Annotated in this window: 19 protein-coding genes; 9 read left to right on the top strand and 10 right to left on the bottom strand. The window is 69.6% G+C overall.

Annotated elements, in window-relative coordinates; genetic code table 11:
- Positions 1–80 precede the first annotated feature (80 nt).
- A complete protein-coding gene (locus tag Ato02nite_RS47670; RefSeq protein ID WP_213013367.1) occupies positions 81–410 on the top strand; it encodes an Atu4866 domain-containing protein in 330 nt (109 codons plus the stop codon).
- Here the strand turns inward: Ato02nite_RS47670 and Ato02nite_RS47665 are convergent.
- Positions 407–1,630 (bottom strand): MFS transporter, encoded by a 1,224-nt coding sequence (locus Ato02nite_RS47665; RefSeq protein WP_213013366.1) that lies wholly within the window; start codon positions 1,628–1,630, stop codon positions 407–409. The two genes, Ato02nite_RS47670 and Ato02nite_RS47665, sit on opposite strands and share 4 nt — an antisense overlap.
- A 73-nt stretch (positions 1,631–1,703) precedes the next feature.
- Between Ato02nite_RS47665 and Ato02nite_RS47660 the strand changes: the two genes are divergently transcribed.
- The 4 genes from Ato02nite_RS47660 to Ato02nite_RS47645 are packed head-to-tail and all read left to right on the top strand — an operon-like array spanning position 1,704 to position 5,002.
- Positions 1,704–2,702, top strand: a complete 999-nt coding sequence (locus Ato02nite_RS47660; RefSeq protein WP_213013365.1) for a LacI family DNA-binding transcriptional regulator — start codon at positions 1,704–1,706, stop codon at positions 2,700–2,702.
- Between the two features lie 19 nt (positions 2,703–2,721).
- Positions 2,722–3,339 carry a nicotinamide riboside transporter PnuC gene (gene pnuC, locus Ato02nite_RS47655; RefSeq protein WP_213013364.1) on the top strand — a complete coding sequence of 206 codons (618 nt, stop codon included), beginning with the start codon at positions 2,722–2,724 and terminating at the stop codon, positions 3,337–3,339.
- On the top strand, positions 3,336–4,430 hold the full coding sequence (locus Ato02nite_RS47650; RefSeq protein ID WP_213013363.1) for an AAA family ATPase: 1,095 nt from the start codon (positions 3,336–3,338) through the stop codon (positions 4,428–4,430). Before pnuC ends, Ato02nite_RS47650 begins: the two co-directional genes overlap by 4 nt.
- Before the next feature lie 23 nt (positions 4,431–4,453).
- The gene (locus Ato02nite_RS47645) at positions 4,454–5,002 is read left to right on the top strand and encodes a hypothetical protein (protein ID WP_213013362.1); all 549 of its coding nucleotides are present in this window, start codon (positions 4,454–4,456) and stop codon (positions 5,000–5,002) included.
- On the opposite strand, the gene Ato02nite_RS47640 is transcribed toward Ato02nite_RS47645, so the two are convergent.
- A complete protein-coding gene (locus tag Ato02nite_RS47640; protein WP_213013361.1) occupies positions 4,999–6,543 on the bottom strand; it encodes a GGDEF domain-containing protein in 1,545 nt (514 codons plus the stop codon). The two genes, Ato02nite_RS47645 and Ato02nite_RS47640, sit on opposite strands and share 4 nt — an antisense overlap.
- Positions 6,544–6,614: 71 nt before the next feature.
- The gene (locus Ato02nite_RS47635; RefSeq protein ID WP_213013360.1) at positions 6,615–7,310 is read right to left on the bottom strand and encodes a TetR/AcrR family transcriptional regulator; all 696 of its coding nucleotides are present in this window, start codon (positions 7,308–7,310) and stop codon (positions 6,615–6,617) included.
- A 126-nt stretch (positions 7,311–7,436) separates the two neighbouring features.
- On the opposite strand from Ato02nite_RS47635, the gene Ato02nite_RS47630 reads away from it, so the two are divergent.
- The gene (locus Ato02nite_RS47630; RefSeq protein ID WP_246608185.1) at positions 7,437–9,029 is read left to right on the top strand and encodes an MFS transporter; all 1,593 of its coding nucleotides are present in this window, start codon (positions 7,437–7,439) and stop codon (positions 9,027–9,029) included.
- On the opposite strand, the gene Ato02nite_RS47625 is transcribed toward Ato02nite_RS47630, so the two are convergent.
- From Ato02nite_RS47625 to Ato02nite_RS47615, 3 genes are all read right to left on the bottom strand, one after another.
- A complete protein-coding gene (locus Ato02nite_RS47625) occupies positions 9,026–9,397 on the bottom strand; it encodes a rhodanese-like domain-containing protein (protein WP_213013359.1) in 372 nt (123 codons plus the stop codon). The genes Ato02nite_RS47630 and Ato02nite_RS47625 overlap by 4 nt on opposite strands.
- An 11-nt stretch (positions 9,398–9,408) precedes the next feature.
- Positions 9,409–9,885, bottom strand: coding sequence for a cysteine dioxygenase (locus tag Ato02nite_RS47620; RefSeq protein ID WP_246608184.1), 477 nt, complete (start codon positions 9,883–9,885; stop codon positions 9,409–9,411).
- A 242-nt stretch (positions 9,886–10,127) separates the two neighbouring features.
- A complete protein-coding gene (locus Ato02nite_RS47615; protein WP_246608183.1) occupies positions 10,128–10,754 on the bottom strand; it encodes a CorA family divalent cation transporter in 627 nt (208 codons plus the stop codon).
- A gap of 278 nt (positions 10,755–11,032) precedes the next feature.
- On the opposite strand from Ato02nite_RS47615, the gene Ato02nite_RS47610 reads away from it, so the two are divergent.
- From Ato02nite_RS47610 to Ato02nite_RS47600, 3 genes are all read left to right on the top strand, one after another.
- A complete protein-coding gene (locus Ato02nite_RS47610) occupies positions 11,033–12,163 on the top strand; it encodes a neprosin family prolyl endopeptidase (RefSeq protein ID WP_246608182.1) in 1,131 nt (376 codons plus the stop codon).
- Between the two features lie 155 nt (positions 12,164–12,318).
- Positions 12,319–12,828, top strand: a complete 510-nt coding sequence (locus tag Ato02nite_RS47605) for a sigma-70 family RNA polymerase sigma factor (RefSeq protein ID WP_246608181.1) — start codon at positions 12,319–12,321, stop codon at positions 12,826–12,828.
- Positions 12,825–13,538 (top strand): zf-HC2 domain-containing protein, encoded by a 714-nt coding sequence (locus tag Ato02nite_RS47600; protein ID WP_213013356.1) that lies wholly within the window; start codon positions 12,825–12,827, stop codon positions 13,536–13,538. The genes Ato02nite_RS47605 and Ato02nite_RS47600 overlap by 4 nt, the downstream gene beginning before the upstream one ends.
- Here Ato02nite_RS47600 and Ato02nite_RS47595 read toward each other — a convergent pair.
- The 4 genes from Ato02nite_RS47595 to Ato02nite_RS47580 all read right to left on the bottom strand — a co-directional run.
- A complete protein-coding gene (locus tag Ato02nite_RS47595) occupies positions 13,535–14,539 on the bottom strand; it encodes an ABC transporter permease (RefSeq protein WP_213013394.1) in 1,005 nt (334 codons plus the stop codon). The genes Ato02nite_RS47600 and Ato02nite_RS47595 overlap by 4 nt on opposite strands.
- Before the next feature lie 37 nt (positions 14,540–14,576).
- Positions 14,577–15,530 carry an ABC transporter permease gene (locus Ato02nite_RS47590; RefSeq protein ID WP_213013355.1) on the bottom strand — a complete coding sequence of 318 codons (954 nt, stop codon included), beginning with the start codon at positions 15,528–15,530 and terminating at the stop codon, positions 14,577–14,579.
- Positions 15,527–17,038, bottom strand: coding sequence for a sugar ABC transporter ATP-binding protein (locus tag Ato02nite_RS47585; RefSeq protein WP_213013354.1), 1,512 nt, complete (start codon positions 17,036–17,038; stop codon positions 15,527–15,529). The genes Ato02nite_RS47590 and Ato02nite_RS47585 overlap by 4 nt, the downstream gene beginning before the upstream one ends.
- A gap of 2 nt (positions 17,039–17,040) precedes the next feature.
- The coding region (locus Ato02nite_RS47580; protein WP_213013353.1) for an AbfB domain-containing protein at positions 17,041–19,619 on the bottom strand (2,579 nt) is incomplete at its 5' end.

Below are 19,619 nucleotides of genomic sequence, written 5' to 3'. Positions count from 1 at the left end.
ACCGAACTGCAACCTGGATGCGTTTTCGGTGGCGACGCCGAGGCCGATGTTAGGGGCCACCCCCGACGCCAGGAGCCGCTATGCGCCAGCATCTCGACCTCGACGCCACCGCCCTGTTCACCCTGATGATGAGCGGGCAGGCCGAGGAGCGCGGGCCGAAGCCCGCGCGGATCACGCCTTCGGCGCCGGTGGGACTCTGGTTCAGCGAGGACGGCACGGTCCGGCTCGACATCAAGACCGACGGTACGTACGACGGGCAGGTGGCCGGCCGCAAGCGTCGCGCGCACGGCACCTACCACATCGACGGCTCGCTGATGACCCTGAGCGACGACTCCGGCCTGAACACCCCGGTCACCCTGCGCGAGGGCGAGCTGGAGATGGCCGGCCACCGCCTAGGCCCGGTCCGCTAGACCAGAACCAGCTCCCGGGCGGCGGTCTGCCGGGTGTCCAGCCGGTTGCTCATTACCGCCAGCAGCAGGCCCGCGACGGCCAGGCCGACGCCGAGCCAGGCCGACGAGAGGTAACCCCAGCCGGCCGCGATGACCAGGCCACCCAGCGCCGCCCCGAGGCTGTTCGCCAGGTTGGTGGCCGACTGGTTGACCGCGGCGCCCATCAGCTGGGCGCCCGGCGCCACCGAGATCAGCAGCGATTGCAGGGCCGGGCCCATGAAGAGGCTGGCCGCGCCGATCAGGAACGCGCCCGCGAACAAGCCGATCGGGTTGCCGGCGATCAGCCCGAAAAGTGCCGTCGTGGCGATCATGCCGGTGAACCCGAGGAGCACGCTGCGCCGCAGGTTGCGGTCCGACGCGATGCCGCCGATCGCGTTGCCGACGGTCATGCCGAGCCCCATCACGGCCAGCACCCAGGGCACCGCTGATTCCGACAATCCGGTCACATGCGTGGTGATCGGCGCGATGTAACTGTTCACCGCGAAGAAGCCGCCGAAGCCGACCGCCGCCACCAGGGCCACCAGCCAGACCTGCGGGGAGCGGAACGCGGCCAGTTCGGCCCGGGGCGAGCCGCCCGGGGCGGCCGCCACCTCGGGCACGACCGCGAGCACGGCCAGCAAGGTGAGAGCGAAGACCGAGGCCACCGCGAGGTACGCGATGCGCCAGCCGACCGCCTGCCCGAGCCCGGTGATCAGCGGTACGCCGAAGACGTTCGCCGCGGTCAGCCCGCTCAGCACGACCGCGAACCCCTTGCCCTGGTTGCCCGCCCCGAGCATGGACGCGGCGAGCAGGCCGGCCGCCCCGAAGTAGGCCCCGTGGGCCAGGCCGGCCACGAACCGGCCGGCCAGGATCAGACCGAACGTGGGGGCCAGCGCCGAGGCCACCGTGCCGATCGTGAACATCGCGAGCAGGCCGAGCACCAGTCGCCGGCGGGGGACCCGGGCGGTCAGGGCGGCGATCGTCGGTGCGCCCGCCACCACGCCCAGCGCGTAGACCGTGATGATCCAGCCGGCCGTGGCCACCGCGCCCGACGAGGAACGGGCGTACGCCTCGGGCAGCAGATCCTGGGCGACCTCGGGCAGCAGGCCCATGGCCGCGAACTCGGTGAGGCCGAGGCCGAAGCCGCCCAGAGCGAGCGCGAGAAGAGCCGCCCAACGGCGACCGGCGGTGAGTTTGTCCACGTCAACGACTCTAGAACGTTCTAGATCGTGGCGTAGTAGAACGTTCTAGCGATCACACGTAAATTCTTGGTGCATGCGAACCGGTGAGCGACGCACCACCCTGGCCGACGTGGCCGCCGAGGCCGGCGTGAGCGTCGCGCTCGTGTCGATCGTCATGCGGGCAGCGCCCGGCGCCAGTGCCGCGACCCGGCAGCGCGTCCTCGAGGTCGCCCGCCGCCTCGACTATCAGCCCGACAGCCGGGCCCGCCTGCTGCGCAGCGGCGAGAGCCGGCTGCTCGGGGTGGTCTTCGGCGTCCGGCACCCGTTCCACGACGACCTTCTCACCGGGCTCTACGACGCGGCCGACAAGCAGGGCTACGAGCTGACGCTCAGCGCCGTCACCCCGCGCCGCGACGAGCGCACCGCCATCGCCGGACTGCTCCAGGACCGCTGCGCGGCGCTGATCCTGCTCGGCCCGCTGGCGCCCACCGCCGAACTGGCCACCCTCGCCGACCGACTGCCGGTGGTGGTGATGACCCGGGCCGTCCGGCACCGCGCCGTCGACGTGGTGCGCACCGACGACTCCCGCGGCCTCCAACTGGCCGTCGATCACCTGGTGGAGCTGGGCCACCGCCGGATCGCGCACGTCGACGGCGCCCGCTGGGTGGCCTCCGCCGACCGCCGCCAGGGCTACCGGGACGCGATGCGCCGGCACGGCCTCGACGAGTTCGTCCGAGTCATCCCGGGCGGCTCCGGCGAGGAGGACGGCGCCCGCGCCGCCCGCCTCCTGCTGGACGACCCGCCCACCGCGGTCGCCGTGTTCAACGACCTGGCCGCCACCGGCCTGCTGGACGTGCTGCGCCGGCACGACCTCGACGTGCCCGGCGACATCAGCGTGGTCGGGTACGACGACAGCAGCTTCAGCCGGCTCGCGCACATCGACCTCACCACCGTCGCCCAGGACATCGACACCATGGCCACGCTCGCCGTCTCCCGCGCGGTCGAACGCGTCGCCGGCGCCCACGTCGCCCACCGCGAGACGGTCATCGCGCCCCGCATGGTCATCCGCGGTACGACTGGCCCACCGCGCTGAGGCACGGCATGCTCGCACCATGATCAATTGGTTGACGAGCGCCGCGTTCACCGCGTTCGGGGCGCCGACCACCTGGGCCGAGCTGCTCGGCTTCGGCACCGGCCTGGTGAACGTGGCCCTGCTCGTGCGGCAGCACATCCTCAACTGGCCGCTCGGCATCCTCAACGTCCTGCTGCTCATGGTGGTCTTCTGGTCGGCCGGCCTGTACGCCGACGCCACCCTGCAGATCGTCTACGTGGTCCTCGGCATCTACGGCTGGTGGGCCTGGCTCTACGGCGGCGCCCGGCGCAGCCGGCTCGTGGTCCGCCGCACCAGCCGGCCCGAGTGGCTCGGCCTGGCCGGCGCCGGGGTGCTGCTGACCGCCGGCCTCTGGCTCTTCCTCGATCGGCTCACCGAGTCGACGGTCCCGCTCGCCGACGCGGTCACCACCGCGTTGTCGCTGCTCGCGACGTACGGCCAGACCCGCAAGCTGATCGAGAACTGGTGGCTGTGGATCGCCGCCGACCTGATCTACATCCCGCTCTACGGCTACAAGGACCTCTGGCTCACCGCGATCCTCTACGTGGCGTTCCTCGCCCTGTGCATCCTCGGCCTGCGCTCCTGGCAGACGGCCCGGCGCGAGATGATCACCAGGTGACGTACCGGCACGGTCTGATCGTCGGCAAGTTCTATCCACCGCACGCCGGCCACCACGCGCTGATCGCCGCGGCCGAGGCGGCCTGCGAACGGGTCACCGTGGTGGTCGCGCCGTCGACCCGGGAATCGGTGCCGCTCGAGGCCCGCCTGGCCTGGCTGCGCGAGGCGCACGGCCCGCGGGTCCGATTCGTCGGCGTGCACGACGACCATCCGGTCGACTACGCCGACCGGGACGTCTGGGAACTGCACATGGCCGTCTTCCGGACGGCCGTCGGCGACGACCGGGTGGATGCGGTCTTCTCCTCCGAGGCGTACGGGTCGGAGCTGGCCGAACGCTTCGGGGCCGAGGCGGTGACCGTCGACCTCGACCGTCTCGCCGTGCCGGTGTCCGGAACCGCCGTCCGGGCCGACCCGCCCGCGCACTGGCACCTGCTCGGCCCCGGCGTGCGCGGCTGGCTGGCGAAGCGGGTCGTGGTCGTAGGGGCCGAGTCGACCGGGACCACCACGATGGCCCGCGCGCTGGCCCGGCACTACCGGCTGCGTGGCGGCCCGTGGCGGGACACCCGCTGGGTGCCCGAGTTCGGCCGCGAGCTCACCGAACGCAAGCTCGCCCAGCTTCAGCTCGACCGGCCAGCGGCCACGGTCTTCGACGTCACCTGGGACCGGGACGACTTCGTGACGGTCGCCGAGGAGCAGAATCGGGCCGAGGACCGGGCCGCCCGGAAGGGTTCGCCGGTGCTGTTCGGCGACACCGACGCCTTCGCCACCACCATCTGGGAGGAGCGCTACCTGGGCAGCACGTCGGCCGAGGTGCGGGCCCGGGTCCGCCGTCCCGATCTCTACCTGCTCACCGACGACCGGGACGTCCCCTTCCACGACGACGGGCTGCGCGACGGCGAACACCTGCGGACCTGGATGACCGGCCGCTTCCGCGCCGAACTCGACGCCCAGCCCGTACCCCACCTGGTGTTGACCGGAAGCTATCGGCGGCGCCTGAGCGCCGCGGTGGCGGCGACCGACGACCTGCTCGCGCGGGGTTGGATCTTTGCCGCGCCGCTAAGTGCGGCGGCCCACACGCCGATCGGAAGGTGAGAGGAAGTGATTAAGGGGTACGTATGCGGCGGATCGTCCTCACGCTGGCGGTGTTGCCGCTCGCGCTGAGCGGTTGTGGTGGCAGCGCCACGCCCACCGCCTCGGCGTCGCCCACCCCGACCAGCGGCCCCTGGCTGCGCCTCGACTCCGGCAGCCCGACCACCACCCCCGGCACCAACAGCACCTTCTCCCCGAAGAGCGGCCTGCCACCGGTGTCGTTCCTGCCGACCAGCTCGGCGTGTGCGGTGGCCTGGCCGGACACTGTCGGCCTGGTCCTGATCCCGATGGTGATCACCCCGATCTCCGGTGGTTTCACGGTCCAGTGGCCATCGAAGTACGGCTCGTACTACCGGATCACCGCGGTGCCGCAGGGCCTGGTTCTGGGCCCCCAGCCCGAGCCGTCGTGGCAGACGGTGCAGGCCGGCGACAACTGCACGGTCTCCGCCACCCTGACCGGCCTGACCTCGGGCGCTCCCTACATCATCTGGCTGGACGCCCCTGACACCCCGAGAGATGTGGACGGCACCCGAAGCCTCTACAGCGGCAAGTCCAACGTCGTCAAGCCGCTCTAGAAGGCGGTGGTGTTGCGGCCGCTGAATTTGGCGGCGTAGAGGCGCTCGTCGGCCTGGCGGAACAGGGTCTCGCCGGTCAGGCCGTCGGTCAGGGCGGCCAGGCCGACGCTCACCGTCAGGTTTACGCCGGGGATGATGTTCGATCCGGCCACCGCGGCCCGGATTCGTTCGGCCACCTCGCGGCCTACCGTCAGGTCGCCGCGGAGGAAGACGGTGAACTCGTCGCCGGCGTAGCGGACCGGGACGTCCTCGGTCCGGCAGTGGGCCCGCAGGATGTGGGCCACCTCGCGCAGCGCTCGGTCGCCGACCGAGTGGGAGTAGGCGTCGTTGACCGCCTTGAAGTGGTCGACGTCGACCAGCAGCAGCACCAGCGGGGCGGCCAGGTGGCCGGTGTCGATGCGGTCCAGGAGCAGGTCGAAGCGGCGGCGGTTGCCCAGGCCGGTCAGCGGGTCGCGGAGCACCTCGCGTTCGGCGTGGGCCCGGGCCGCCTCGGCCTCCTCCTGCTGGCGGGCCTGCCGGAGCATGGCCAGGCGTTGCAGGCGGACCCGCCACAGCTCCCGGGTCTGGCCCTCGACCGCCTCGAACAGGTCGCGGGCCGATTGGCTGTCCTCGGTCTCCCGGGCGGTGCGGGCCAATTCGTACCGGATGATGGGTTTCTCGTCGGGGCGACCGCCGAACGCGCACAGCTCGCGGGCCGCGACGAGCTCGCGGCGGGCCTCGACCAGCGCGCCCTGCGCGCGCAGCACCAGGCCCAGCGCTAGGTGGGCCATCCGGGCCGGCTGGTAGTTCTCGGCCGTGCGCAGCGGCATGATCGCCTCGCGGGCGAGTTTCTCGGCCGGGATCAGGTCGCCCAGCTTGGCCAGAGCCAGGGCCAGCATGGCGGCGGCGCGCACGTCGTCGGGGCGTTCCTCGACGTGCGGGCGGGTGATCGCGACGCAGCGGCGCAGGCGGGTGGCGCCCTCGTCGTGGCGTCCGATGTGGTTCAGCCGGAGTCCCCAGTAGAGCAGCGTCGTCGCGTGCACCAGGTCGAACGCGTTGGTGGCCTCGCTGAGGTGCTCGTAGGTGGCGGACGCGATCTCGTACATCTCGGCGGCCGTGGCGGCCTCGGCGAACGAGCAGAGGGCGGAGATCCGCCGGTCGCGGCCGGGATGGGCGACGTCGAGCAGGACGGCGGCGCGGGCCAGGTTGCGCATGCCGTCGACGTAGCGGGAGCGCAGCACGTCGAACTGGGCCAGGTCGCAGAGGGTCTTGGCCTCACCGAGCGCCGAGCCGGCGGCCCGGTGCGCGCGCAACAACCGGTCGGCCAGCTCGGCGCCTTCGCGGTACCGGCCCATGTAGAGGTTGGCGTACATCTTGCCCTGGAGCAGGAAATGCTCGGTGCGATGATCGCCGCATTGCCGGGCGATGGCGAGGTAGGCGTCGGCGGCCTCGATGCCCTCGCGGCACCGGCCGGTGTTGACCAGCCGGTGCACCCGGATCGCCAGAAGGTGTAGCGGACCGAACGCCGTCACCGGCACCGGTAGCCGGGGGTCACCTTCCATGCGATCAGTATCAACAAAACCGCTGGGATCAACAGCATCAGTTTGTCGATATTGAAGACCTCGTTGATCGGTTATTTCCTGACAAACTTGTCGAGGCCGCCGACGAGCAGGTCGAGACCCAGCTCGAAGCGCTCGTCCGTGCCGCCGCCGATCATGTCGCGCGCGTGCCTGCGAAGGTTGGGATAGGTGTCCTCGGGGAGCTGTTCGAAGTACGCCACCAGGTCCTCGCCGAGCTCCAGGATGTCGGTGGGCGTGGTGGCCTCGCCGCGCCAGATCGACATCTCGTAGGCGTCGGCGGTGATGTAGAGGAAGATCCGGTCCATCGCCCAGGCGGCGACCCGCGATGGCACGCCGCCGGCCAGCATGAGGGTGAGCATCGCCTCGGAGATGCGCATCGCGTTCGGTCCGCTGGGGACGGTGCCCAGCGCGGTGCGGGCCAGGTCGTAGTGGTCGGCCAGCGCCCGGTGGCCGTTGCGGGCGATCTCGCGCACCTGCTCCTGCCACCGGGCCGCGTCGAACGGCGGGACCTCGACCAGGCCGCACACCTCTTCGAACATCAGCTGGAGCAGCTCGTCCTTGCTGGTCACGTGGGCGTACAGACTGGACGGGCCGGTGTCGAACTCGGCGGCGATGCGCCGCATGCTCACCCCGTCGACGCCCTCGGTCTTGACGATGCGCAGGGCGGCCTCGACGATCTGCGCCTGACTCAAGGGGACCTTGGTGGGGCGCTCGGGCTTCGCCGGCCGACGCCACGGAGATTCTCTCATCGTCGGCTAATTTACTTGACGCGAACGGTGTTCGCCAGTAGAACGGTGTTCGTGACGACGAACACTGTTCAAAAGACGGCTCCAAACGCACCCGGCACCTACCGACATCGGTGGGTCGCGCTCTTCGTGATCCTCGCCGTCGAGGTGATGGATCTCCTCGACTCCCTGGTCACCAACATCGCCGGCCCGTCCATCCGCACCGAGCTGGGCGGGTCCTACAGCCTGATCCAGTGGCTCGGCGCGGCGTACACCCTGGCCATGGCGATCGGGCTGCTCACCGGCGGGCGGCTCGGCGACATCTACGGCCGCCGGCGGATGTTCCTGATCGGGGCGATCGGCTTCACCCTCGCCTCGCTCGCCTGCGGCCTCGCCCAGACGCCCACCCAGCTGATCGTCGGCCGGGCGGTGCAGGGCCTGTTCGGTGCCGTGATGCTGCCGCAGGGCCTCGGCATGATCAAGCAGCTGTTCACCCCGGCCGAGCAGGCCAAGGCGTTCGGCGCGTTCGGGCCGGTGATGGGCCTCTCCTCGGTCGGCGGCCCGATCCTGGCCGGCTGGCTGGTCGACGCCGACTACTTCGGTTCCGGCTGGCGCATGATCTTCTTCATCAACCTGCCGCTCGGCCTGTTCGCGGTGCTCGGGGCGATCAGGTTCCTGCCCGAGTTCAAGAGCGAGAAGGCGCCGCGCCTCGACGGCCTCGGCGTGGTGCTGGCCGCGGTCGGCGCGTTCCTGCTGCTCTACCCGCTGGTGCAGGGCCGCGAGCTGGACTGGCCGGTCTGGTGCTTCGTGATGCTGGCGGCCGGCGTGGTGATCTTCGGCCTGTTCGCGATGTTCGAGGCCCGGCGCGAACGCAACCACCTCGATCCGCTGGTCACGCCCAGCCTGTTCCGCAAGCGGGCGTTCTCCGGCGGGCTCGCGCTCGGTCTGGTCTTCTTCGGCGCGCTCATCGGCACCGGCCTGGTGATGACGTTCTACCTGCAGATCGGTCTCGGCTATTCGCCGCTCAAGGCCGGTCTCACCACGCTGCCGCAGGCACTCGGCACGGTGGTCGGCTTCATCGCGGCCGGCGCCGGGCTCACCGAGCGACTCGGCCGCAAGCTGTTGCTGCTCGGCACGGTGGTGATGACCGTCGGCGTGGCCGCGTTCGCGCTGACCGTGCAGCTGGCCGGGCCGGACATCACGCCGTGGCACATGATTCCCTCGATGCTGCTGGTCGGCGCCGGGATGGGCCTGGCCATGGCGCCGTTCTTCAACATCGTGCTGGCCGGGGTCGACAACGAGGAGACCGGCTCGGCCTCCGGCGCGCTCACCTCGGTGCAGCAACTCGGCGGTGCGTTCGGCATCGCGGTGCTCGGCACGATCTTCTTCGCGCTGCTGCCCAGCCAGGTGGCGTCGCACGTGGACGACTCGTCGGCCGAGCTGCGTTCGGTGCTGACCACGGCCGGGGTTCCGTCCGACACCCAGCCCGCGGTGATCAGCGGGATCCGGGACTGTCTGCGTGACCGCGCCGCCGCGGACGACCCCGACGTGGTGCCGGCCAGCTGCCAGGGCTCCGGATCAAACCCGGAGATCGCGGCGTACGCCCAGGAGCAGGTGCGCGCCGGGTTCCAGGCCACCACGATCCGGACCACCGGGGTGACCGTGCTGCTGCTGATGCTCGCCTTCGGGCTGGCCTTCCTGCTTCCGAAGGAGGCCAGGCCCGAGGACGAGGTGGCGCACTAGACGGTCGGCAGGCCGGCGGCCCGCCACGCGGCGAAGCCGCCGGCCAGGTCGGTCGCCTTCGCCAGGCCCAGGTCCTGCAGCGAGGCCGCGGCCAGGCTGCTGGTGTAACCCTCCTGGCAGGTCACGATGACCTCCAGGTCGTACGAGCCGGCGAACGGCAGCCGGGCGTCGCTGCGCGGGTCGAGCCGCCACTCCAGGACGTTGCGCTCGATGATCACGGCGCCCGGGATCTCGCCGAACTCGGCCCGCTGCGCGGCCGGCCGGATGTCGACCAGCACGGCACCGCGACCCAGGGCCGCGGCCGTCTCGAACGGGCCGAGCCGGGTCAGCCGGGTGCGGGCCTTCGCCAGGATCTCGTCGATGCTCATCGGGGGCGCGGTCACCACTGTGCACCGGCCTTCTCGACGGTGAGCACCTCGAGGCCGCCGCCCGCACCGATCCGGTACTTGGTCATGGTGGTGAGCGCCGGGCCGTAGACGTGGATGCTGACCGCCGGGCGTGAGGACCGGTTGGTGATCCGGTGGATGTGCCGGGTGCCGAACCGGCGGCCGGCGCCTTCGCCCAGCTCGCGGCCGGTGATCCGGGCCGGCCCGCCGGCCGGCAGCGACACGGTGTCCTCGGTGAGGGTGCCGGCGAAGACGTGGAACGCGCCGGCCGAGCCACCGTGGTCGTGCAGCTCGGTGCACTGGCCGGGCAGCCAGGTCAGCAGCCAGACCTCGTGGTCGTCGGCCACGGCAAGCCGCTCGTACCACCGGTTGGCCGGGTTGAACCGGGGTGCCACCGGCCATTCGTCGGAGGTGGCCGCGTAGCGGGCGGCGACGGCGAGGTGGTCGAGGCGTGTGTCGACGGCGGTCACGGGAGCTCCTCGTTTAGCATACATTGCCTATCAGTCCTATAGGTTTAACGCCCGACTGCGGCCAAGGATAGCGGTAAGCGCGGTCTTGTGGGCGAAAAAATCAGCGAAGCAGGGTGGAAAAGCGGAATACGCTGCTCAGCTGGGACAGCATGCGCTGGCGCAGTGCGCCAGATCGGTCGCCAGGTCGGCGACGAGAGGGATACCCGTCCGCTGCATGAGGATCATCGTGGCCCGGTCGGAGATCACCGGTCAACCCGGTTCCGGCATATGGGAGAAACTTTCTCTACCACCGGCCGCGACGCTTGGCCCACGTCAGCAGCAGCGCCGGCGATCACGGTGACCCGCTGCTCCAGGTGCCAGACGTCGGTGGTCACCTCCTCGATGAAGACCTCGAGGCGATGGATCAAGGAGGAGGTGATCGCATAGGCCAGCTCGTACGGCGAATCGGGCCGGAACCGACCGTTCTCCAGCCGGCGCCGCACTCCCTCGGTCTCCCGGAGTGCGACTTCCAGGGAAAGGGCCGGATTGATCGGGCCGTGCACGGTGACGACATACTTTTCGCCGATTATCTGGTCGAGTTCGAGATAGTGGACATGACCCGACGGGCCCCGCTCCGGTCCGTGCCGGATCAAGAGCTGCTGATACGGATAAATCCGGACACGGGGCACGCGGTTTCGTTGCATACAGTCGCGGACCGTCAGCGGGTGACACCCGAGAACGTCGGTGAGCAGCGCGATTGCCTCATCCGTGCATTCCGGAATGTCCACCCAGACCAGTGCTCCGGGCACTTCCAGGAGCGCTCCCACCTCGGTTACGGTGTGTGTCGCCGCGCCATCGGCGGTGCGTGCGAGCGCCCGGATCCCGGCCATGACTCCGGCACTGGACCTGAAAGAAGCTCGTAGCGCTTTGCCTCTTTCTTAAGAATAGGCAAAATGCCGCACTGTGCGATCGTCTGAACACGCTGAGTCGTGGAAATTGAAACTCGCATCACCGGATCGGCTGGCTGCCTCAGCCGTTAAGGCGGAAATCCCGTCGGCGAGAGCTTCTGGAATCGAGGAAGCTATATGGTGACGGTCGCCGCCGAGAACCGGTGCCGGAGGTCGCCTCGCCCACCGCCTCTGACCCCCCGATCAACGAGGACGGACACGTGTTGAAGTCACGCCGCGGTCTACTCGCCGCCGGCCTTGCCGTAGCCGTAGTCGGCGCCATCGGCGTCGTCTCCACGCTGAACGCGGGTGCGGAGCAGATCACGGGCGCCCCCCAACTGACGACTCCCGTCGCCGACTCCCCGACCGGTGGCATCAGCACCACGGCGACCCCGCCGGCCCTTCTGCCGTGGGGCGAGCGCCCGACGAGCATCCGCAAGGGCCGGGCCGGCGCCGACAGCAAGACGCTGCGCGCCGAGGGCGCCGACGCGGCCGCCGCCGACGCGAGCGGTTCGATTCAGCCGCGTGGCCGCTACGGGCCGAAGGGCCGCACCGGCCGGACGACGTCCTCGTCGCTGCTCACCGAGAAGACCGACGTTCCGCCGCCGCTGCCGCCGGCCGCCAAGGCCGACGACGACTACGACGTCGACTACATCTACAGCACCGCCCGGCAGGACGTCGTGTCGAAGGGCGTCTACTCCACGATCACGATCGCCAAGCCGTGGCTGGCCGACAACGATTACCACACCCTCGCCGAGCTCGCCGTGCAGTCGGGCGACAGCAAGCAGATCGTCGAGGTCGGCTGGACCGTCGACCGCCTGACCAACAAGGGCAGCGAGGATCCGCACCTGTTCGTCTACCACTGGGTCAACAAAGAGGAAAGCTGCTACAACGGCTGCGGCTGGGTGCAGTACAGCAAGAACGTCAAGCCCGGTGACACCCTCCCGCTCGGCACCAAGCGGTTCGGCATCGAGTACACGAACGGCGGCTGGTGGATCGCGTACGACTCGGAGTGGATCGGTTACTTCCCCGAGCAGCTCTGGAACGACGAGGGTGTGGAGTTCGAGGAGACGGGTCTCGTCCAGCTCTTCGGTGAGGTGGCCGTCTCCAACGCGGAGAAGACCTGCACCGACATGGGCAACGCGGTGAACCCGCTGGACCCGGATCCCAAGGTGGCGGCCACGTCCGCCTACTTCACCACTACGGCGTACATCAACCCCCAGGTGTCGATGGAGTTCACCTACCCCGCCCTGGACAAGGAAACGGGTAAGTCGGCCGAGCAGCTGTCCTATTACGGGATCAAGCCGGCGCCCCCGCGCTCCTTCCGGTACGGCGGCGGCGGCACCTGCTGAAGTTCCACGTGACGCGATGCCCGGTCCCGGCGAGGGGGACCGGGCATCGTCCCGTATCCGGCACGTTTTCGTCGAACCGTCTTCAGCTCGACGGTGTACAAGTTGTTGGCGACGGGACGTAGCCGGAGGCGAGAGGCACGGGGATGAGGCGACGGGTGAGCCCCGACGAGGAGCTGATGACCGCGCTCTATACCGAGCACTACGCGGTCCTGCTCAGCTTCGTCCTGCGATATGTGCACGACCGGCATCGCGCCGAGGACATGGTGCAGGAAACCCTGCTGCGCGCCTGGAAACACATCGACCATCTCGACACCGATCAGGGCCGCACCCGCTCCTACCTGCTCACCATCGCGCGCAACGTGGTCACCAACGCCTGGCGGGCCGAGCAGCGCCGCCCGCATCTGGTGGGCGACGAGACCGCGGTCAACGCCATGCCGGTCGAGGACAACGTCGACCAGATGGTGGAGGGCTGGCTGGTGGCCGAGGCGCTGGAGCGGCTGTCCGACGATCACCAGGCCGTGGTCAAGGCGATGTATTACGAGGGGCGGAGTGTGGCCGAGGCGGCCCGCCAACTGTCCGTACCCGAGGGAACCGTCAAATCCCGGGCCTATTACGCGGTCCGGGCGTTGCGGACGGCGTTCGAGGAGATGGGGGTTCTCCGGTGAACGCGGAACACGACGAACTTCGGCGGCTGCTCGGTGGCTATCTTCTCGGCGGCCTCGACGAGACCGACACCGATCGGCTCGATGCGCACCTGCGGGACTGCGACGAGTGTCGCGACGAGTTGGAGCGCCTGGCGCCCGTACCGGAACTCTTGCAACGCCTGCCGGACGCCCAGCGGACGGCCGGGGTCGTGGCCGGACCGCCGGTCAGCCTGTCCGCCCGCCCGTCGGCGGAGAACATCGAGGGCCTGCTGCGCCGCATGCGGTCGGAACGCGGCCGGGAGAAGCGGGCGGCCCGGGTGCGCTGGCTGGCCGCGGCCGCCGCGGTGCTGATCGCGATGGTGGTCGGCGCGGGCGTGATCCGCAACAACCGGACCGCCAACCAGCCGTCCTCGGTGCTGCCCAGTGCCGAGCTGGTGACCGCGCGGTTCGAGCCCGCCGAGGGCAGCGGCCTGACCGGCCAGGCCGTGCTCACCCCGAAGATGTGGGGCGTGTCGGTGGCGCTGGACGTGACGAAACTGCGCGGCGAGGGCCCGTTCCTGTGCGAGGTGCACAACGTCGAGGGCAAGGTCGAGCAGGCGGCGGTGTGGGGGCCGACGGTGAGCGGCAGTGCGAAGGTGATCGGGGCCAGCTCGTTCCAGCTGCGCAACGTCAGCTCGGTGAGCGTCGCCGACACCGACGGCCACGTGCTCGGCACCGCGAAACTCGATTAGTTGATCCTGCGGAGTTTCACCAGGTAGGTCTGCGCGACCACGACCAGGGCCAGGAACGTTCCGCTGATCACCTGCTGCCAGTTGCTGTTCAGGTTGCCGACCTGGTTGATCAGGTTCTGGATGACGCCGAGCAGCAGCACGCCCGCCACGGTTCCGGCGATCGAGCCGGCACCGCCGGTCAGCAGCGTCCCGCCGATCACCACGGCGGCGATCGCGTCCAGCTCCATGCCGGTGCCGAGGACGGTCACCCCGGAACCGAGCTTGGCCGCGTTGATCGCGCCGGCCACGCCGGCCAGCAAACCCGACATCACATAGACCCAGACTTTGGTACGGCGTACCGCGACGCCCATCAGCGCGGCCGCGTCCTCGCTGCCGCCCACCGCGTAGACCGCGCGCCCGAATCCGGTGCGGGCCAGCAGCACCATGCCGAGCACCACCAGCCCGGCGACCAGCCACACCTGGTAGCCGATGTCGAGGAACGAGCCGTTGCCGAGCCGCCGGAACGCGTCGCTCTTCACCAGAAAGGTCTCGGAACCCTCGGAACTGATCGCTCGCATGAGACCGCGCGCGCCGAGCAGCGCCGCCAAAGTCACAATAAAAGGAGCCATTCGGGTGTACGCGATGAGCAGTCCATTCGCGACACCGATCGCCCCGCATACCAGCAGGGGTGCCGCGAACGCCGCGACGAAGCCGTACTGCGAGGCCCAGGCCGCAAGGACGCCGCCGAGCACGTAGAGCGAACCCACCGACAGATCGATGCCGCCGGTCAGGATCACGAAGGTCATGCCGAGCGCGATCAGCATCGGTGGTGCCGCCGCGACCAGGATCGTCGCGGTGTTGTCGAAACTGCGGAAGTTCGGGAAGGCGGCCAGCGAGATCAGCACGACCAGGATCAGGACGGCCGGCGCACCCTGGCGCTGCACGATGCCGACGATCCGGTCGGTGCGCTCCTCGCGGCGGGTGTCCGCGGCGGCCGCCACTCGGGGTTCGGCGATTCCCATGGTCACCGGGTCTTCCTCTCTCGCGCGACAGAGACCGTCACCGGGTCTTCCTCTCTCGTGCCACGTAGACCGCGATCAGGATGATGACGGCCTGCACCATCTCGGTCGTGGACGGCTGCAGGTTGTGTTTGATCATGGTGGCGATCACCAGTTGCATCAGCAGGGCGCCGGCCACGGTGCCGAGGACGCGCACCTTGCCGCCGGTGAGCGGGGTGCCGCCGACCACCACCGCGGTGATCGCGGAGAGCTCGATGAGCAGGCCGACCGCGGAGGCGTCGCTGGACTGGATGCGGGCCACGCTGAGCAGGCCGGCGATCGAGGCGAGCACCGCGCAGAGCACGTACACGGTGATCAGCACCCGCTTGACCGGCAGGCCGGCCAGCTCGGTGGCCGGACGGTTGCCGCCGACGGCGAGCAGCCGGCGGCCGAAAACGGTGCGCCGCACCAGGAACGCGACGACCAGCACCAAGGCGGCGGCGATCCAGACCAGCACCGGGATGCCGAACAGGTCACCCGAGCCGAGATAGATGAGGTCGGGGTTGCGGACGTCTTTGAGTTTGCCTTCGCTGATCACCACGGCCAGGCCGCGGCCGCCGACGAAGAGGGCCAGGGTGGCGACGATCGGCTGCAAACCCACTCGGGCGACGAGTACGCCGTTGATGAACCCGACCGCCACCCCCGCGACCAGTGACGCCAGGATCGCGGCGACCACGCCGTACCCCAGGTAGAGCGGGATGAGCGCGGCGGCCAGGGCCATCACCGAGCCGACCGACAGATCGATGCCCTCGGTGCCGATCACCAGCGCCATGCCGAGCGCCACGATCACGATCGGCGCCACCTGGATGAGCTGGATGCGTACGTTGCTCCAGGTCAGGAAGTACGGGGTGAAGAAGATGTTGTAGAGAACCAGCAGCAGGATGGCCAGGTAGACGCCGTATTGGGGGAGCCCCTTGAGGTTGAGGGCCGGCCGGGCCGCGACCTGTGTCGTCACTCGTTTCCTCCCGCCGCGATCGCGGACATCAGGTCCTCGGTGGTCACCTGGGCGCCGGTGAGGACGCCGACGACGACGCCGTCGCGCAGCACCACCACGCGGTCGGCGCCCTCGATCAGCTCCTCGGCGTCCGAGGAGACCAGCACGACGCCGAGCCCCTCGGCGGCGAGCTCGTCGATCAGCGACTGCACCTCGGCCTTGGCGCCGACGTCGATGCCGCGGGTGGGCTCGTCGAGCAGCAGCACCTTGGGCCCGGTGGCGAGCAGGCGGGCCAGCAGCACCTTCTGCTGGTTGCCGCCGGAGAGGTCGCCGACGAGCTGGTGGGGACTGGACGCCTTGATCCGCAGGCGGGTCATGTACTTCTCGACGATCGCGTCGATCTTGGATTCGGAGACCAGGCCGAGGCGGGAGAGCTGGGGGAGTACGGCGAGCGCGATGTTCTCCCGTACCGAAAGGCCCGCGATGATCCCCTCGGCCTTGCGGTCCTCGGGTTGTACGGCGATGCCGGCCCGGACGGCTCGCACGGTCGTCGGCTTCTTCAGATCGACGCCATTGACCTGCACGTCGCCGCTGTCCAGCGGATACGCGCCGCCGATCGCCTTGATCGTTTCGCTGCGCCCGGCGCCGAGCAGGCCACCGAGGCCGACCACCTCGCCCGGTCGCACCTCGAAGCTGATGTCGTGCAGTTTCCGCCGGCTGGTCAGGCCGCTTGCGCGGAGGACCGGCGCGGCGCCGGTGTCGCCGGTCGCCGCGCCGGAGAAGGCTGTCGCTCCTTCGCGCCGCACCTCGGACATCTCCCGCCCGAGCATCAGCGACACCAGGCGAATGCGTTCCAGGTCGGCGAGCTTGCCGGTGTGCACGACCTTGCCGTCGCGCAGGATCGTGACGGCGTCGCAGATCTGGTAGAGCTCGTCGAGCCGGTGGCTGACGTAGATGATGCCGATGCCCCGGCCGTGCAGTTCGCGGATGACCCCGAAGAGGGTCTCCACCTCGCGCGGTTCGAGCGACGAGGTGGGCTCGTCCATGATGACGACCTTGGCGTCGATCATCACGGCCCGGGCCAGGGCGACCATCTGCTGTTCGCCGAGCGCGAGGGTGCCGAGCCGGCGGCGGACGTCGGCGGTCACGCCGTACCCGGCCAGGATCTCCCGCGCATCGCGGTGCATCCGGTTCTCGTCGAGCAGGCCCAGCCTGTTCCTCGGCTCGCGACCGAGGAACAGGTTGTGGGCCACGCTCATCAGCGGGATGAGGTTGACTTCCTGATAGATCGTGGAGATTCCGGCGTGCTGGGCGTCCATCGGTGTACCGAATTGGGCGGTTCGACCGTCGTAGCGGAGCTCGCCGGAGTCCGGTTGGTAGACGCCGGTGAGCACCTTGATCAAAGTGGACTTGCCGGCACCGTTCTCGCCGACCAGGGCGTGCACCTCGCCGGCCTGCAGCCGGAACGAGACCTGGTCGAGGGCACGCACGCCCGGAAATATCTTGGAGACGTCGAGGACTTCCAGCATCTTTACCCCAGTGGATTCGCGTTGTTCCAGGTCGCGTCGGCGCTGTAGCTGCCCGGCGAGTCCCAGGTGTTGCCGCCGCCATTGGTGGCGATGTAGACCGCTTCGGCGTAGTGCCGCCAGTAGTAGCCCGGGTAGTTGAGGGATTCGAGCGAGAGGTTGGCGCCGCTCAGACCGGGCTGCGCGCAGAAGGTGGCGTCCTGCTGGAACGTCGTCGTCCCGTCGTTGGTCGCCGTCTGCAGCCGGTAGGCCGCGTGCCGCAGGTACCGCCCCGGGTAGTTGACCGACTCGAATGTGTAGCAACTGTTGTCGGCCAGGCCGGTGCGGACCGTGAAGGTGGCGTCCTGCCGGTCGGTGAGCGAGCTGCCCGTGGTGATCACGTCGGTGCGGGCCAGGCTGTCCCGGTGCCGCAGGTAGCGGGTGTCGTAACCGGCGGTGGTGACCCGGAACGAGCGGTTCGCCCCGACCGTGAGGTCGGCGCCGCTGCGCCACAGCGGGGTGGTCACCTGCCAGGTCGCGTCGTCGGTGAACGAACCGCCGGTGTTGGCGTCCATCCAGACCTCGTCGCTGCGGTGCCGCATGAAGTAGCCGGCCAGGTTGGACGCTTCCAGCGAGGTGCCGCCGCCGGAGAGCCCGGGCCGGGCGCAGAAGGTGGCGTCGGCCGCGAACGTGCCGCCGGTGTTCGCCTCGCGGTAGACCCGGTAGCCGCGGTGCCGCAGGTACTGACCGGGGAAGTTGCGCGACTCGAACGAGTAGCAGGCGCTGTTCGACAGGCCGGGCCGGACCCGGTATGTGGCGTCCTGGCGGTCGGCGGTCGAACTGGAGGTGCTGATCACGTCGGTGCGGGCCGCGCCGGCCGAGTGCCGCAGGTAGCGGTTGGTGTAGCCGGGCGTGGTCACCTTCAGCGAGACCAGCTTGCCGGTGGAGAGGGTGGCACCGGTCGCCGCGCCGAGCACCCGGAGGTTGACCTCACGCACCCGGGCCAGGTCCATCTTCGCGACCTGACGGTCGTACGTGTAGAAGCCGTTGAGCTCTTCCTCCACGTCCGTCGGCTCGGTGTAGACCGAGCCGGACAGCCCGCTGCCGTTGATCAGGTCGATCAGCCGGCCGGTGATCTGGACGTATCGGCTGGTCAGCGCGTTCGAGTCGGCGAGCCACTCGTAGGCGAACTTGCCGCTGGTCGGCCACTCGTGAGTGGTTCGCAGGCCGAGCCCGCCGTACTCGCCGTTGACCACGAACCGGGTCGCGGTCGGCGCGCGGCCGATGCCGGGACCGACGTACACATGGTCGTCGATCACGTCGCCGTTGCCCGGGTCCGGGTCGGAGTCGCAGCAGTTCGAGCCGGAGTCGTGGTTGACCATCCGGATCGGGTCCCAGCTCTTCACCAGATCGGTGATCCGGCCGGCGTCGTACTCGCCCCAGCCCTCGTTGAACGGGACCCACTGGACGATCGACGTGATGCCCTTGTGCTCATCGACCATCTCCTTGAGTTCCTTCTCGAACCGGGTGCGGCCGGCCGTCGACGGCTCCCGTCCGCTGGCCAGGGCGGGCATGTCCTGCCAGACCATCAGGCCGAGTCGGTCGGCCCAGTAGAACCAGCGGTCGTTCTCTACCTTGATGTGCTTGCGGACCATGTTGAAGCCCATGGCCTTCTGCTGTTCGAGGTCGAAGCGCAGGGCGGTGTCGGTCGGCGCGGTGTAGACGCCGTCCGGCCAGTAACCCTGGTCGAGGGTGCCGAGCTGGTAGACGAACTTGCCGTTGAGGGTCGGGCGCAGCACCCCGCCGAGCATCGCCTTGCCGAGCGAGCGCATGCCGAAGTAGCCGCCGACCGTGTCGCCGCTGCCCAGCGTGACCCGCAGGTCGTAGAGGTACGGGTCGTCCGGCGACCAGAGACGGGCATTCGGCACAGTTACCCGGAACGACGTGCCAACCGTGCCGGTGGCCGTGCCGACCACGGTGCCGCCGGAGACCACCTGCGCGGTGACGGATTGGCCGCTCGCGTTCGCCGCCTGCACGATCAGGTCGAGCCCGCCGGCCGCGACGTTGGGCGTGGTGTCGAGGCGGGTGATCCGCGCCGAGTTGGTCGGCTCGAGCCACACCGTCTGCCAGATGCCGCTCGATGGCGTGTAGAAGATGCCGCCGCGGCTGATCCGCTGCTTGCCGACCGGGATGTCCTGGGTCTCGACCGGGTTCCAGACCCCGACGATGATCTCGTTGGCGCCACTCTGTAAAACGCCCGAAATGTCGTACGAGAACTTGTCGTAGCCGCCCTCGTGCGTGCCGAGCAGCGTGCCGTTGACCCAGACCTTCGACTGCCACATCACGGCACCGAAGTTGAGCTGGACGTTCTTGCCGGTCCAGCCGGCCGGGACGGTGAAGGTGCGGCGGTAGTACGAGTAGTCCTGGCGTCGCATGATCCCGGAGAGCGCGCTCTCGATCGGGTACGGCACCAGGATCTCCTCACCGAGGGTCTGCCCGGTGGGCGGAGTGCTGATGTTCGAGGCGCCGGCGAACTGCCAGATGCCGTTGAGGCTCTGCCAGTCGGTGCGGGTCAGCTGCGGCCGCGGATATTCCGGCAGCGGGT

This window comes from Paractinoplanes toevensis, assembly GCF_018332695.1.
GTDB lineage: Bacteria > Actinomycetota > Actinomycetes > Mycobacteriales > Micromonosporaceae > Actinoplanes > Actinoplanes toevensis.
This window is presented reverse-complemented; position numbering and strand designations above follow the sequence as displayed.